Raw genomic sequence first — 15488 nt, forward strand, 5'->3', positions numbered from 1 at the left:
TCGGAGGGTGAACGACAGCTCCGACCCCGCCCCCGCCGGCTGCCCCGCGCACGCGACGCCGCCCGCGCCCGAACTCTTCACGTGGGAGTTCGCCACCGACCCGTACCCCGCCTACGCCTGGCTGCGCGAGCACAGCCCCGTGCACCGCACCACCCTGCCCAGCGGGGTCGAGGCGTGGCTGGTGACGCGGTACGCGGACGCCCGGGAGGCCCTCGCCGACAACCGGCTGTCCAAGAACCCGGCGCACCACGCGGAGTCCGCGCACGCCAAGGGGAAGACGGGCATCCCGGGCGAGCGCAAGGCGGAGCTGATGACGCATCTGCTGAACATCGACCCGCCCGACCACACCCGGCTGCGCCGGCTCGTGTCCAAGGCGTTCACCCCGCGTCGCATCGCTGAGTTCGCACCGCGTGTGCAGGAGCTGACCGACCGGCTCATCGACGGGTTCATCGAGAAGGGCGAGGCGGACCTCATCCACGAGTTCGCCTTCCCGCTCCCCATCTACGCGATCTGCGACCTGCTCGGCGTCCCGCGTGAGGACCAGGACGACTTCCGCGACTGGGCGGGCATGATGATCCGCCACGGTGGCGGCCCTCGCGGCGGGGTGGCCCGTTCGGTGAAGAAGATGCGGGGCTATCTCCTCGAACTGATCCACCGCAAACGTGAGAACCCGGGGGACGACCTGATCTCGGGGCTGATCCGGGCGAGCGACCACGGTGAACACCTGACGGAGAACGAGGCCGCCGCGATGGCCTTTATCATCCTATTTGCTGGTTTTGAGACCACGGTCAATTTGATCGGCAACGGTGTCCACACCCTGTTGGGCCACCCGGAGCAGCGCGAGCGGCTCCAGCGTTCCCTGGCCGCCGGAGAGGCGGAGCTGCTGGCCACCGGGGTGGAGGAACTGCTGCGGTACGACGGTCCGGTGGAGCTCGCGACCTGGCGGTACGCCACCGAGGCGCTGATGATCGGCGGTGAACGCATTGGCGCGGGCGACCCGGTGCTCGTCGTGCTCGCGGCTGCCGACCGGGACCCGGAACGCTTCGACGGGCCGGACACGCTCGACCTTTCCCGGCGCGACAACCAGCACCTCGGTTACGGTCACGGCATTCACTACTGCCTGGGAGCGCCGCTCGCCCGGCTGGAGGGGCAGGCCGCCCTCGCCACCCTCCTGAAGCGCCTCCCCGACCTGCGACTTGCGGGGGAACCTGCCGATTTGCGGTGGCGTGGCGGGCTCATCATGCGCGGACTGCGCACGCTGCCGGTGGAGTTCACGCCGGGGCCGGCCCTCGCCAAAGGTGACACTCTGTCAACACTGTGACTTTCACGTGATCTCTGCTGCATCGACTTGTGACACACGTTCGAGTCCCGCTAGGTTCACCGTTCGACTCACCAGTCACTCGTCAGTCACACGGAAGGCATCCCCATGGGCTCCGCGAACGGCAGACACCGTCGCCCTCGGCAGGCACCCGCGATCATCGTCGCCGCAGGCGTGACCGGATCCGCCATCGCCATCCCGCTGCTCGGCGCGGCAGGTGCGCACGCCGCCGACGCCTCGACCTGGGACCGGGTGGCCGAGTGCGAGAGCGGCGGTATGTGGAGCGCCGACCTCGGCAACGGCTACTACGGCGGACTGCAGTTCTCCCAGGAGGTGTGGAAGTCGTACGGCGGCGAGTCGTACGCCGAGCGCGCGGACCTCGCCAGCCGCTCGCAGCAGATCGCCGTCGCGGAGAAGGTCCTGGACGACCAGGGGCCGAAGGCGTGGCCGAGCTGTGCGGTCATCTCGGGGCTGGCCGTGGACACCGGTCTGCCGGGTGTGGATCCGGGCAGCACGCCGTCCGCCGACCCCGCCGGGAGCGCGGACCCGTCCGCGAGTGCCGATCCCTCGGGGGACGCCACCGCGTCGGACGACGCGTCACCGGAGGCGCCGGCCGCGCCGGCAGACGGGTCGAAGGGTGAGGGCGAGAAGCCGGACGCCTCCGCGTCCCCGTCGGCCACGTCCTCCGCGACCGCCTCCACCGAGCCCGCGGACGAAGCCTCCGATGCCGGGGAGGGCCCCTCCGGCGGTCAGCAGAAGGCCGGCAAGCACCGCGGTACGCCGGCCCCCGAGGGGGCCCGGGAGAGCGGCCGCGTCAGTGACCGGGACGCGGGGCGGCATGCCTCGCGAGGTGACGGTGACGCACGCGACACCGAAATTCCGGCTGCTGACGGCACGTACACCGTTCGCTCGGGCGACAACCTCTGGGCGATTGCTGACGCACAGAAGCTGACCGGTGGGTGGGCGGCCCTGTACGAGGCGAACAAGGCGGAGGTGGGTTCCGACCCGGACCTCATCCTGCCTGGCCAGAGCCTCGATCTGGGCGTGGGGGCCGAATGAGTGCGGTCTGATCATTAGCTGAAAATACCTCGAAATTTGGGGTAGTTAAGAGGCCTATGTCCCACTTTTGACCAAGTGAGACATGGGTCTCTTTGCGTGAACTGGCGTGTCTTGTCCGGGAGGTCCCGTCGCATCCGTCCCCACCTGCGCAAACAGGGGTCCCTGGGGTGCAAGTAAGGGCTGTTTATGCGGTATGTCTATCTTTGGATATGCGGGTTGAGTGTGTTTACGGTCGGAACCGCTCGCACCGCGGGCCCCGTCGATCGTCACGCCGAATCCTGCCGTCGGTCGAAGGGAACAGACGCGTAAAGCGCCGTAGGCAGGAGCGGGGGACCCAGGTAAGCGCCGGGCTCGATCGTCACAGGACGCATCAGGACCGGCTTGGGGTGAAGTCGAGCGCTAGGACGCACGACCGGGCAACTCACTTGGCCCGAACCCGACAGCTCACCTCGCAGGCGTCGGTGAGGAGAAGTCTCGATGCTGCTCAACAGCAAGGGCAACAAGCACCGTCGCCCGTCCAAGGCCGTCCGTATCGCCACGCTCGCCGGTGTCGCCGGTGCCGCCATCGCCGTGCCCCTGATGGGTGCGACCGGCGCGTCCGCCGCCTCCGTCTCCACGTGGGACGCCGTCGCCCAGTGCGAGTCCGGTGGCAACTGGTCCATCAACACCGGCAACGGCTACTACGGCGGTCTGCAGTTCTCGCAGTCCAGCTGGGCGGCCGCCGGCGGTACGCAGTACGCGGCCCGCGCCGACCTGGCCACCAAGTCGCAGCAGATCGCTGTCGCCGAGAAGCTCCTCGACATGCAGGGCCCGGGCGCCTGGTCCTGTGCCGGTGCCGGCAACCTGAGCAACGACGGTGTCGACCCGGGTGTCGACACCGGCTCCTCCGCCGCCAAGACGGAGACCGCCCCGAAGCAGGAGGCGCCGGCCCAGAAGGCCGAGCCGAAGAAGGCCGAGCGCAGCGAGGCCCCCGCCACGAACCGCTCGGACCGCGCCGCCGCTCCGAAGAAGACCGTCACCACCCCGACCGGCAAGAAGGTCGCCAAGGGTGACGGCGAGTACAAGGTCGTCACCGGCGACTCCCTGAGCGAGATCGCCGCCGCCCACAAGGTCAAGGGTGGCTGGGAGCAGCTCTACAAGCTGAACAAGGACATCGTCACGGACGCCGACCTGATCTACCCGGGTCAGCAGCTCCACCTGACGAAGTAGTCGCGATCCCTCCTCGCTGAACTCTCCGGCCGCCCCGGCCCGGTGCGCACCTTCCCCCCGTGCGTACTGGTCCGGGGCCCCGGTGTGTGGGGGAGGTGCGGCGGCCGGTTTCGGCGGTGAGCGTTCAACTGTTGTAGTTACTAGCCAGTAAAATTCTGGCCGTTTGCCCCGCTGTGCCTGCCCTTGGGTCCTTTTTCGTCCCAGGGGACGGGCGGTCGGCCGGTTGGGGCGGCCCGGCCGGTTAGGCTCTTGGCGCAAGGCCAAAGCGACCCTGCACCACCAGCGTCACATCCCAGAAGGAGATGCCTCGTGCCGTCCATCGACGTCGTCGTAGCCAGGGAAATCCTCGACTCCCGCGGAAACCCCACGGTCGAGGTCGAGGTCGGCCTCGACGACGGCAGCACGGGCCGTGCTGCCGTGCCGTCCGGCGCCTCCACCGGCGCGTTCGAGGCCATTGAGCTTCGCGACGGCGACCCCAACCGCTACCACGGCAAGGGCGTCGAGAAGGCCGTCCTCGCCGTGATCGAGCAGATCGGCCCGGAGCTCGTCGGTTACGACGCGACCGAGCAGCGGCTGATCGACCAGGCGATGTTCGACCTGGACGCCACGGAGAACAAGGGCTCGCTCGGCGCCAACGCCATCCTCGGCGTCTCGCTCGCCGTGGCCCACGCCGCGTCCGAGGCCTCGGACCTGCCGCTGTTCCGCTACCTCGGTGGCCCGAACGCGCACCTGCTGCCCGTCCCGATGATGAACATCCTCAACGGTGGGTCGCACGCCGACTCCAACGTGGACATCCAGGAGTTCATGATCGCGCCGATCGGTGCGGAGTCCTTCTCGGAGGCCCTGCGCTGGGGCGCCGAGGTCTACCACACGCTGAAGAAGGTCCTGAAGACCAAGGGCCTGTCGACCGGTCTCGGTGACGAGGGCGGCTTCGCGCCGAACCTGGAGTCGAACCGCGCCGCCCTGGACCTCATCGTCGAGGCCATCAAGGAAGCCGGCTACGCCCCGGGCAAGGACATCGCGCTGGCGCTCGACGTGGCCGCCTCGGAGTTCTACAAGGACGGTAAGTACGAGTTCGAGGGCAAGTCCCGCTCGGCCGCCGAGATGACCGAGTACTACGAGGAGCTCGTCTCCGCGTACCCGCTGGTCTCCATCGAGGACCCGCTGTACGAGGACGACTGGGCCGGCTGGAAGGTCATCACCGACAAGATCGGCGCCAAGGTGCAGATCGTCGGCGACGACCTCTTCGTCACCAACCCGGAGCGTCTGGCCCGTGGCATCGAGGAGGGCTCCGCCAACGCCCTGCTCGTCAAGGTCAACCAGATCGGTTCGCTGACCGAGACGCTGGACGCCGTCGAGCTGGCCCAGCGCAACGGCTTCAAGTGCATGATGTCGCACCGCTCCGGCGAGACCGAGGACGTCACCATCGCCGACCTCGCGGTCGCCGTGAACTGCGGCCAGATCAAGACCGGCGCCCCGGCCCGCTCGGACCGTGTCGCCAAGTACAACCAGCTGCTGCGCATCGAGGAGATCCTCGACGACGCGGCGGTGTACGCGGGCCGCTCGGCGTTCCCGCGCTTCAAGGGCTGACACACAGGCCCGGCAAAGCCCGGCGGGGTCAAGTGCCCCGGCCTCCGTCCGTCCCCGCACTCGGTCCCGTACCGTGTGCGGGGACGGACGTGCGTAATGGGGAGGCGGAGACATGGCCGCGAAGGACCGGGACCGGTTCTCCACCGCGACCCGGCTGCGGTTGCTCGGTGAGCAGACCGCGGCCCGCGTCTACCGTTCCCAGAACCGCCGGCAGGCCCGCCGCTCCCGGCTCACCGGCCGGGCCGCGTTCCTGGCCCTGATCGTCTGTTCGCTGATCGTCGCCCTCGCGTACCCGATGCGGCAGTACGTGTCACAGCGCGACGAGATCGCCGACCAGGAGCGGATGGCGCAGGAGGCCGAGGCCCGCACCGAGGAGCTGCGCGACGAGAAGGCGCGGCTCCAGGACGACGCGTACGTCAAGCGGCTGGCCCGCGAGCACCTGCACTACCTTCTTCCCGGGGAGACCGGCTACACCGTGGTCGACCCCGACGCGGTCAAGGAGCGCGACGGGAAGCCGGAGGATACCGACCGGCCCTGGCACTCCAACCTGTGGGACGGCGTCGACAGCGCCGACCGCGGCTGAGCCGTATCCCCTTCACCTCTGCAGAACCGTGGTTCGAGCAGTCCGATCAGATCCCTAGGCAGGCATGGAAACGCCCCCTCCCCAGACCGAGTCCACCGCGCCCACCGACGCGGACATCGCCGCTTTCCAGCAGCAGCTGGGGCGCCCGCCGCGCGGGCTGCGCGCGATCGCGCACCGCTGCCCGTGCGGCAACCCGGACGTGGTCGAGACCCAGCCCCGGCTGGAGGACGGCACGCCGTTCCCGACGACGTTCTACCTGACGTGCCCGCGTGCGGCCTCCGCGATCGGCACGCTGGAGGCGAACGGGGTCATGAAGGAGATGACCGAGCGCCTCGCCACGGACCCCGAGCTGGCCGCGGCCTACCGGGCCGCGCACGAGGACTACATCGCGCGGCGTGACGCGATCGAGGTGCTGGAGGGCTTCCCGAGCGCGGGCGGCATGCCGGACCGGGTGAAGTGTCTGCACGTGCTCGTCGGGCACTCGCTGGCCGCGGGCCCCGGGGTGAACCCGCTCGGGGACGAGGCGATCGCGATGCTGCCGGAGTGGTGGCGCAAGGGGCCGTGCGTTTCGCCGTGCGGCGCGCCGGACGAGGGCTGACCGTCCGTACCCGGGGCTCCGCCCCCGGTTCCCGCTCCTCGATCGCCGGAGGGGCTTGGATGGGGGCTCTGCCCTCGGACCCCGCTCGCTGGATTCTGGAGTATTCATGACACGCGTGGCAGCCATCGACTGCGGTACCAATTCGATCCGTCTGCTCGTCGCGGACGCCGACCCCGTCACCGGGGAGCTCGTCGAGCTCGACCGGCGCATGGAGATCGTCCGGCTGGGGCAGGGCGTCGACCGGACCGGGCGGCTCGCCCCCGAGGCGCTGGAGCGGACCTTCGCCGCCTGCCGGCAGTACGCGGCGGTGATCGAGGAGCACGGCGCGGAGCGGGTCCGTTTCGTCGCCACCTCCGCCTCCCGGGACGCGGAGAACAGGGCCGACTTCGTCCGGGGCGTGCTGGACATCCTGGGCGTCGAGCCCGAGGTGATCACCGGCGACCAGGAGGCCGAGTTCTCCTTCGACGGGGCCACGAAGGAGCTCGCCGGGCGCGACGACCTCGCGAAGCCGTACCTCGTCGTGGACATCGGCGGCGGGTCCACCGAGTTCGTCGTCGGCGACGACCGGGTGCGGGCCGCCCGCTCCGTGGACATCGGCTGTGTCCGGATGACCGAGCGCCACCTCACGCGGGACGGTGTCGTCAGCGATCCGCCGGCGCCGGCCGCGATCGACGCGATCCGGGCCGACGTCGACGCCGCCCTGGACCTTGCCGAGGAAACGGTTCCCCTCACCTCGGCGGCCACGCTCGTCGGTCTCGCCGGGACGGTCACGACCATGGCCGCCATCGCGCTGGGGCTCGAGGAGTACGACTCCGAGGCGATCCACCACTCCCGGATCTCCCTGGAGCAGGTCCGGGAGATCACCGGACGCCTCCTGGCCTCCACCCACGCCGAGCGAGCGGCGATCGGTGCGATGCACCCCGGCCGGGTCGATGTGATCGCCTCCGGGGCGCTGATCCTGCTGGCCCTGATGGAGCGGACCGGGGCGCGGGAGGTCGTCGTCAGCGAGCACGACATCCTCGACGGCATCGCCTTCTACGCGGCCCGTTAGAGCGGGTCGGCAGAGGCCCGCGAACCCTGCTCATCGGCACTCCGGCCTGCACTTCTGAGCTGCTCCGAACCGCCCTCCGGGCGGCTTCGGGGACACGCCGCGACGAAGTTCGTGAACTTCTTCACAAGGAATTGGGCCCTCTGGGCCGGACTTCTGCGCCGAACGGGCCCGCAGGGGGGTGCGCGGGGCCGCACGTGTCGCATACGGGCGGGTTCCGGGCGCGTTGCGGGAGTGTGAATTCGAGGCCTGGTCCACCCTGCTCGGCGGCTCAAGGGCCAGCTCACAAGCGGTGAACAACGTTCGCCAAAGTGTCGTGGTTCCCCTGCGGGGCCATGACCTGGGTCACGTGGGCGGCGAAGTGTAGCAGAGGGTGGCGCATACCTTGTGAAGGGGCTCACGAGCGTGCCCCCCGAGGGGGGTGGATACTCGATGGCATGAGCACCACGGAGCGTCCCAGGATCCTCGTAGTAGGCGGTGGGTACGTAGGCCTGTACGCAGCTCGGCGCATTCTGAAGAAGATGCGCTACGGCGAGGCGACCGTCACGGTCGTCGACCCCCGGTCGTACATGACCTACCAGCCCTTCCTCCCCGAAGCTGCTGCCGGCAGCATCTCGCCTCGGCATGTCGTCGTCCCGCTGCGACGCGTGCTGCCCAAGGCCGAGGTCCTCACCGGCCGCGTCACGACCATCGACCAGGACCGCAAGGTCGCCACGGTTGCGCCGCTCGTCGGCGAGGCCTACGAGCTGCCCTTCGACTACCTGGTCATCGCGATGGGCGCCGTCTCCCGTACCTTCCCGATCCCCGGCCTGGCCGAACAGGGCATCGGTATGAAGGGCATCGAGGAGGCCATCGGCCTGCGCAACCACGTTCTCGAGCAGCTGGACAAGGCCGACTCGACGACCGATGAGGACGTCCGTCGCCGGGCGCTCACCTTCGTCTTCGTGGGCGGCGGCTTCGCCGGTGCGGAGACCATCGGCGAGGTCGAGGACATGGCCCGCGACGCGGCGAAGTACTACACGAACGTGAAGCGCGAGGACATGCGCTTCATCCTCGTCGACGCCGCCGACAAGATCCTTCCCGAGGTCGGCCCGAAGCTGGGCACCTGGGGCCGGGAGCACCTGGAGTCCCGTGGTGTCGAGGTCTTCCTCTCGACCTCCATGGACTCCTGCGTCGACGGTCACGTGGTGCTGAAGAACGGCCTGGAGGTCGACTCCAACACCATCGTGTGGACCGCCGGTGTGAAGCCGAACCCGGCGCTGGCCCGCTTCGGTCTGCCGCTCGGCCCGCGTGGCCACGTGGACACCTCCGAGAAGCTCCAGGTGCAGGGCACCGACTACATCTGGGCCGCGGGCGACAACGCCCAGGTGCCGGACATGGTCGGCCGCAAGGCCGGCAACCCGAACGCCTGGTGCCCGCCGAACGCCCAGCACGCGCTGCGTCAGGCCAAGGTCCTCGGCGACAACGTCATCTCCGGGATGCGCGGCTTCCCGCAGGGCGACTACAGCCACGCCAACAAGGGTGCGGTCGCCGGTCTGGGCCTGCACAAGGGCGTCGCGATGATCGTCATGGGCAAGGTGAAGATCAAGCTCAAGGGCCGTCTCGCCTGGTACATGCACCGCGGCTACCACGGCATGGCGATGCCGACCTGGAACCGCAAGATCCGGATCTTCGCCGACTGGACCCTGGCGATGTTCCTCAAGCGCGAGGTCGTCTCGCTCGGCGCCATGGAGACTCCCCGCGAGGAGTTCTACGAGGCCGCCAAGCCGGCGCCAGCCCCCGCCGCCGCCAAGCCCGTGGGCGAGAAGGCCAAGGCCTCCTAGTCCCGCAGGCGGGGACGGGAGGGCTCCGGCCCTCCGGTCCCGGTCCGCGGATCACCGTATCCGCGTCAGTCAGTCGCACGACGCCCGAAGGGGCCGTCCGCCATCCGTGGTGCGGACGGCCCCTTCGGCGTATCGGTGCAGGTCGGAGCGGTAGGCGGTGCGGGAGAGTGGGGGCCAGCGCCCCGGCGGATGCATGTGCGCTACAGGTATTTTGCCGTTCCATTGCGCGGTAGCGGGATGGGCGGGCCGCCGGAAACTGTTGTGGGGGGTGTACCTCGCCGCGACACCAAGGGTGCCGGGGCGTGGTCCGAGACATGTGTGGGCATGTCTGGGCACGTTGGGAAACACCATCACGGAGGTGTGCGCCATGGCAGACGCCGCGTTGCGGCTGACCGCTCTCGCCCAGGAGTTGCTGGGAGAACCCCTACCGGTCCGCATCCGGGCCTGGGACGGCAGCGAATCCGGGCCCCCCGGCGCCCCCGTCCTCGTCATCAGGAACCGCCGTGCCCTGCGCCGCCTGCTGTGGAAGCCGGGCGAACTGGGCCTGGCGCGCGCCTGGGTGGCCGGGGAGCTCGACATCGAAGGCGATCTGTACGGGGCACTGGACCTGATGGCCGGGCTGATCTGGGAACGCGGCGGCGACGCGAAGGACAGCGTCCACCCGGTCCGCGACCCGAAGCTGAGAGCCGCCGCCAAGGGACTGGTGCAACTGGCCGGCCCCTGGCCCCCGCCCCCGCCGCCGCCCGAGGAGGTACGCCGCCGCGCCGGCACCCTGCACACCAAGCGCCGTGACAAGGAGGCCATCAGCCACCACTACGACGTGGGCAATGACTTCTACGAACTGGTCCTCGGCCCCTCCATGGTCTACTCCTGCGCCTACTGGGAGGACGGCGGGAATCTCGAGGACGCCCAGCGCGACAAGCTCGACCTGGTCTGCCGCAAGCTCGCACTGAAGGAGGGCGACCGTCTCCTGGACGTCGGCTGCGGCTGGGGCTCCATGGCCATCCACGCCGCCCGTGAGTACGGCGCCCGCGTCACCGGAGTGACCCTCTCCGTCGAACAGGCCGCCTTCGCCAGGAAGCGCATCGCCGAGGAGGGCCTGACCGACCGGATCGAGATCCGGGTCCAGGACTACCGGGACGTCAGGGACGGCCCGTACGACGCCATCTCGTCGATCGGCATGGCCGAACACGTCGGCTCGGTGCGCTACCGCGAGTACGCCGACGACCTCTACGCACTCCTCAAGCCCGGCGGGCGCCTCCTCAACCACCAGATCGCCCGCCGCCCGGAGAAGGACGAGTCCGCGTACCACGTGGACGAGTTCATCGACGCCTACGTCTTCCCGGACGGCGAACTGGCCCCGGTGGGCCGGACCGTCGCGACCCTCGAAGAAGCCGGTTTCGAGGCCCGCGACGTCGAGTCGCTCCGCGAGCACTACGCCCTGACCCTGCGCCGCTGGGTCGCCAACCTGGAGCGGGACTGGGAGAGGGCCGTGCGGATGACCTCGCCCGGCCGGGCCAGGGTCTGGCGGCTCTACATGGCCGCCTCCGCGCTCTCCTTCGAGCACAACAAGATCGGTGTGAACCAGATCCTCGCGGTCCGTCCCGCCGAGGGCGGGGGCTCCCGCATGCCGCTGCGTGCCCGCGACTGGAAGGCGGACGCGAGCGGCTGACCCCGGCATGGCAGAGGGCCGGCACCCGCCTCGGCGGATACCGGCCCTCTGCCATGTCCCGTCGGGGACTACTCCGTCTTGATCGCCGTCAGCATGTTCAGCTTGGCGCCGTTGCGGGCCGGCCACAGGGCGGCCAGCACCCCCACCAGACCGGCCAGGAGGAGGAAGACGGCGATCCGGCCCCACGGCACGACCAGGACGTACTGCGGGATCTCGGCCGACACGGTCTGCCCGATCGCCCAGCCGAGGAACATGCCCAGCCCGATGCCGACCACCGCGCCGAAGAGCGAGATGACGACGGCCTCCAGCCGGATCATGCGCTTGACCTTGCGCCGGTCCAGGCCGATGGCCCGCAGCATGCCGATCTCCTGCTGACGCTCGAACACCGACATGGCCAGGGTGTTGACGACCCCGAGCACCGCGATGATCAGCGCCATGGCCAGCAGGCCGTACATGATGTTCATCGCGAGGTTGATGGAGCCGCCGAACATGTCGCGGATGTCCTGGCGGTCCTTGATGCTCATGCCGGGGTTGTCGCCCAGCGCGTCCACCAGCGCCTGCTCGTGGGCCGCGCTCGCGCCGCCGTCCGTCTTCACCCAGATCTCGCGGATGTCCGCCCGGCCCTGGTGCGGGGCCACGACGTCACGGGGGATCAGGACCGGCGAGAGGAACTCGTTGTCCTTGTAGAGGGCGCCGACCTTCAGACTGCCCTTCTTGTCGTCCTGGTACGTGACCGGGACGCTGTCCCCGGTCTTCCAGCCGTGCGACTTCGCGGTCTTGTCCGAGACCGCGATCTCGCCCTTGCCCAGGGAGTCCAGGGAGCCGGCGACGGTGTCGACGGTGAGGACCTTCTGCACATCGCCGGGGGTGACGCCGGACGCCGAGAGCGAGGTGTCGCCGATGTCCAGCCAGACCGCCTGCTGGGGCGAGACGGCCGTGACGCCGTCGGCCTTCTCCAGGGCGGTGAGCGCCGACTCGTCCAGCGCGTCACCGCTGGCCATCGAGACCATGTAGTCGGCCCTGATGTTGTCCGTCGTCACCTTGTCGACCGCCTGGCCGAGGGTGACGCCGAGTACCGAGATACCGGTGACGAGGGTGAGCCCGATCGCCAGCGCGGAGGCGGTGGCGCCGGTACGCCGCGGGTTGCGCACCGCGTTCTGCGCGGCCAGCTTGCCGGAGACCCCGAACAGGCGCAGCAGCAGCGGGCGCACCAGGGCGATCACCGGGCGGGACAGCAGCGGGATCAGGATGATGACGCCGATCAGCGCGAGGAAGGCGCCGCCCGCGAGGAGCATCTGACCGTTCGACCCGGCCAGGGCCGCGCCGCCCACGACGGCCGCGCCGCCGAGCAGCGCGATGACGCCACCGATCGAGTTGCGCAGCACCAGGGACTTCACCGTGGCGACCGCGTACTGGCTGTTCATCGCCGCGACGGGCGGGATCTTCGCTGCCCGGCGGGCGGGCAGCCAGGCGGCCAGCACGGTGATCAGGACGCCGACGGCGAAGGCGGCGACGACGGTGAGCGGCGCGACGACCAGCGGCCCGGCCGGGATCTTCCCGCCGATCAGGCTCATCGCGGAGCGCAGCCCGACGGCGAGGCCGAGGCCCAGGGCGAAGCCGACGACGGACGCGATCAGACCGACGACGGCCGCTTCGAGCAGCACCGAGCGCTTGACCTGGCGGCGCGAGGCGCCGACGGCGCGCAGCAGGGCGAGCTCCTTGGTGCGCTGGGCGACCAGCATGGAGAAGGTGTTGGCGATGAGGAAGACGCCGACGAAGAGGGCGATGCCGGCGAAGGTGAGCAGCAGCTTGTTGAGGCTGCTGAGGGCGGTCTCGGTCTGGTCGGCCTGCTCGTCCGCGCGCACCTTGCCGGTCTTGGCCTCGGCGTTCTCGGGCAGCAGCGGCTTCACGGCGGTCAGCAGCTGCTGGTCGGATGTGCCGGGCGCGGCGGTGAGGGTGACGTCCCTGAACTCGCCCGGCCGCAGGAACAGTTGCTGGGCGACGGGGGTGTCGAACAGGACCAGGCTGCCGCCGGCGTTGACCGCGCCGTCCTCGGTGGTGAAGACCCCGGACAGGGTGTACTCCTTCACCGGTCCCGTGGTGGCGACGCGCACCGTGTCGCCGACCTCGTACTCGCCCTTCTTCGCCGTGTCCCTGTCCAGGGCGACGCTGCCCGCGGCGGTCGGTCCGGAGCCGTCGGTGAAGGTGTACTGGGCGTCCTCGCCGTCCTTGCCGGGGGCGAAGTTGGATCCGGTGTTGGTCCAGCCGTTCCCGATGAGCTTGCCGTCGGGGTCGGCGACGCCGGCGAAGCCGTCGACGCGGCCGGTGGCGGAGGCCACGCCGTCCAGGGCACGGATCTTCTTCAGGGTGGCGTCGTCGATGGCACCGGACTTCTCGTCGCGCTGGTCGGCGTAGGTGGTGACGGCGACGGCGATGCCGTCGTAGCTCTTCGCCGACTGGTTACGGAAGGCGTTGCCGAGGGTGTCGGTGAAGACCAGGGTGCCGGAGACGAAGGCCACGCCGAGCATCACGGCGAGGACGGTCATCAGCAGCCTGGCCTTGTGCGAGAGCACATTGCGCAGGGCGGTACGGAACATGGCTGTCAGTCCTGGGAGGGGGGAGGGGTGCCGGAGGGTGGTCGACGCGGGCCCGGGACGGGCCCGGGGCTCAGCTGGTGCGGCCCTTGGTGTCGAACGCCTTCATCCGGTCCAGCACCCCGTCCGCGGTGGGGTGCGTCATCTGGTCGACGATCGCCCCGTCCGCCAGGAAGATGACCCGGTCCGCGTAGGAGGCGGCGGCCGGGTCGTGGGTCACCATCACGACGGTCTGGCCCAGTTCGCGCACCGAGTTGCGCAGGAAGCCGAGGACTTCGGCGCCCGAGCGGGAGTCCAGGTTGCCGGTGGGCTCGTCACCGAAGATGATCTCGGGCTGGGAGGCCAGCGCGCGGGCGACGGCGACGCGCTGCTGCTGGCCGCCGGAGAGCTCGGTGGGCCGGTGCTTCAGCCGGTCGGTCAGGCCCACCATGGTGATGACCTTGTGCAGCCAGTCCTGGTCGGGCTTGCGGCCGGCGATGTCCATCGGCAGCGTGATGTTCTCCAGCGCCGTCAGGGTCGGCAGCAGGTTGAACGCCTGGAAGATGAAACCGATCTTGTCCCGGCGCAGCTGGGTGAGCTGCTTGTCCTTGAGGGATCCCAGCTCCGTCTCGCCGATGCGCACCGAACCGCTGCTGAAGCTGTCGAGACCGGCCACGCAGTGCATCAGTGTGGACTTGCCGGAGCCCGACGGACCCATGATCGCGGTGAATTCGCCCTGCGGGAAGTCCACGGTGACCCGGTCCAGAGCGGTCACCTTCGTCTCGCCCTCTCCGTAGACCTTGGACAGTTCCGTGGCGCGGGCGGCCACCGCGGTGGCGCGGTGAGCGGTGGACATGGTGGTCACGGGAGACTCCAGGGTCGGGTTCGTACGGGACGGGGGCCCCGTCCGGCGGCCCCGCCGGGCGGCGGGGGCCCGGGGCAGGGGCACCCCTTCATCGTCTCCGCCGATCGGCCCCCGGTCGTCACTCCCGGTGCCCGTTCCCGTGGCAGCCTTGAGTCGCACCGCGGGGCCTTCGCGTACTCCTGCGGGATGACACCGGCGGGGCGCTCCGTACCCGTCGGGGCCGACCCGATGCCGCCGGCGGGTCTCCGCGCCGCCACGGGGCGGCGGTTCAGCGGAAGGCGGCGGTGTTCTCCGCGACCCACTGTCCGTACGGTCTGGCCGGGACGCCGGTGACCTGCGCAACCGTGGCGCGCACCGCCTGTATCCCGTCGTTGACGTCCCCGCCCGTGATGTCGAGCACCGCGTCCGCGGCGTCGTCCCCGAAGACGGCGGCCATCCGGGCGTGGGCCTCCTGCCGGCTGATCTCGGCGAAGGGCACCTCGCGCCCCAGCGCCGCACCGATGGCCTCGGCCTGCTGCCGGGCGGTCACCCGCTCGGGACCGGTCAGGGCGTATGTCTGTCCGTGGTGGCCGGTCCCGGTCAGTGCCACCCGCGCCACCGACGCGACGTCGGAGGGGTGGATGGTGGGGAGCCCGGTGTCCGCGTAGGGCGCGAGGACGGTCTCGTGTGCGCGGATCGACGCCGCCCACATCAGGGAGTTCGAGGCGAACTGCGTCGGCCGCAGGATCGTCCACGCCATGCCGCTGTCCTTGAGGAGCTGTTCGACCGCCAGGTTCTCGGCCGCCGGTCCGAGGTGCGGATGCGTCTGGACCGTGATGGACGACACGAGCACCACGTGTGCGACACCCGCCCGCCGGGCGGCGTCGAGGATGTCGGCATCGGGACCCAGGCGCGACACGAGGAACAGCGAGCGCACCCCGTCCAACGCGGGCTGCAACGAGGCGGTGTCCGCGAAGTCGCCCTCGACGGCCTCGACCCCTTCGGGGAACACGGCCCGCGCCGCGTCACGGGTGAGCCCTCTCAGCGGCCCGGCACCGCACGCGTGCAGTTCCCGCAGAAGGGCGCGTCCCACGTTCCCGGTGGCTCCCGTTACGAGCATCATGCGTACCTTCTCCTGTCGTCGGTCGGGCAACTGGAGGAGACGCTAGAA

The 15488-nt window shown here is 70.1% G+C and carries 12 protein-coding genes and 1 riboswitch; of the genes, 9 read left to right on the forward strand and 3 right to left on the reverse strand.

All coding sequences use genetic code 11. The features are described from left to right. The first annotated feature begins 7 nt into the window (after positions 1-7). From ACFYPA_RS30070 to ACFYPA_RS30110, 9 genes are all read left to right on the forward strand, one after another. Complete coding sequence (locus ACFYPA_RS30070; protein ID WP_359082848.1) at positions 8-1321, forward strand: cytochrome P450; 1314 nt, start codon at positions 8-10, stop codon at positions 1319-1321. A gap of 105 nt (positions 1322-1426) precedes the next feature. Beyond that, the gene (locus ACFYPA_RS30075) at positions 1427-2377 is read left to right on the forward strand and encodes a transglycosylase family protein (protein ID WP_389135464.1); all 951 of its coding nucleotides are present in this window, start codon (positions 1427-1429) and stop codon (positions 2375-2377) included. 301 nt (positions 2378-2678) lie between these two features. Next, positions 2679-2850, forward strand: a riboswitch (cyclic di-AMP (ydaO/yuaA leader). Between the two features lie 4 nt (positions 2851-2854). Then, on the forward strand, positions 2855-3586 hold the full coding sequence (locus ACFYPA_RS30080) for a transglycosylase family protein (protein WP_389135467.1): 732 nt from the start codon (positions 2855-2857) through the stop codon (positions 3584-3586). A 309-nt stretch (positions 3587-3895) separates the two neighbouring features. Continuing rightward, positions 3896-5176 carry a phosphopyruvate hydratase gene (gene eno, locus ACFYPA_RS30085; RefSeq protein WP_073738482.1) on the forward strand — a complete coding sequence of 427 codons (1281 nt, stop codon included), beginning with the start codon at positions 3896-3898 and terminating at the stop codon, positions 5174-5176. Positions 5177-5288: 112 nt separating this feature from the next. Next, positions 5289-5759 (forward strand): septum formation initiator family protein, encoded by a 471-nt coding sequence (locus ACFYPA_RS30090; protein WP_359082855.1) that lies wholly within the window; start codon positions 5289-5291, stop codon positions 5757-5759. A gap of 64 nt (positions 5760-5823) precedes the next feature. Next, entirely contained in the window at positions 5824-6357 is a 534-nt protein-coding gene (locus ACFYPA_RS30095) for a DUF501 domain-containing protein (protein WP_359082857.1), read from the forward strand. 106 nt (positions 6358-6463) lie between these two features. Continuing rightward, the gene (locus tag ACFYPA_RS30100; protein ID WP_359082859.1) at positions 6464-7408 is read left to right on the forward strand and encodes a Ppx/GppA phosphatase family protein; all 945 of its coding nucleotides are present in this window, start codon (positions 6464-6466) and stop codon (positions 7406-7408) included. Between the two features lie 434 nt (positions 7409-7842). Continuing rightward, the gene (locus tag ACFYPA_RS30105; protein ID WP_359082861.1) at positions 7843-9228 is read left to right on the forward strand and encodes an NAD(P)/FAD-dependent oxidoreductase; all 1386 of its coding nucleotides are present in this window, start codon (positions 7843-7845) and stop codon (positions 9226-9228) included. A 367-nt stretch (positions 9229-9595) separates the two neighbouring features. After that, entirely contained in the window at positions 9596-10900 is a 1305-nt protein-coding gene (locus ACFYPA_RS30110; protein ID WP_359082863.1) for a cyclopropane-fatty-acyl-phospholipid synthase family protein, read from the forward strand. A gap of 68 nt (positions 10901-10968) precedes the next feature. On the opposite strand, the gene ACFYPA_RS30115 is transcribed toward ACFYPA_RS30110, so the two are convergent. From ACFYPA_RS30115 to ACFYPA_RS30125, 3 genes are all read right to left on the reverse strand, one after another. Further along, a complete protein-coding gene (locus tag ACFYPA_RS30115; protein WP_359082865.1) occupies positions 10969-13497 on the reverse strand; it encodes an FtsX-like permease family protein in 2529 nt (842 codons plus the stop codon). Between the two features lie 70 nt (positions 13498-13567). Beyond that, on the reverse strand, positions 13568-14338 hold the full coding sequence (locus ACFYPA_RS30120) for an ABC transporter ATP-binding protein (RefSeq protein ID WP_359082867.1): 771 nt from the start codon (positions 14336-14338) through the stop codon (positions 13568-13570). Positions 14339-14606: 268 nt separating this feature from the next. Next, complete coding sequence (locus ACFYPA_RS30125; RefSeq protein ID WP_359082869.1) at positions 14607-15440, reverse strand: NAD(P)H-binding protein; 834 nt, start codon at positions 15438-15440, stop codon at positions 14607-14609. Positions 15441-15488: the final 48 nt, after the last annotated feature.

The organism is Streptomyces sp. NPDC005775 (assembly GCF_042871565.1).
Lineage (GTDB): Bacteria > Actinomycetota > Actinomycetes > Streptomycetales > Streptomycetaceae > Streptomyces.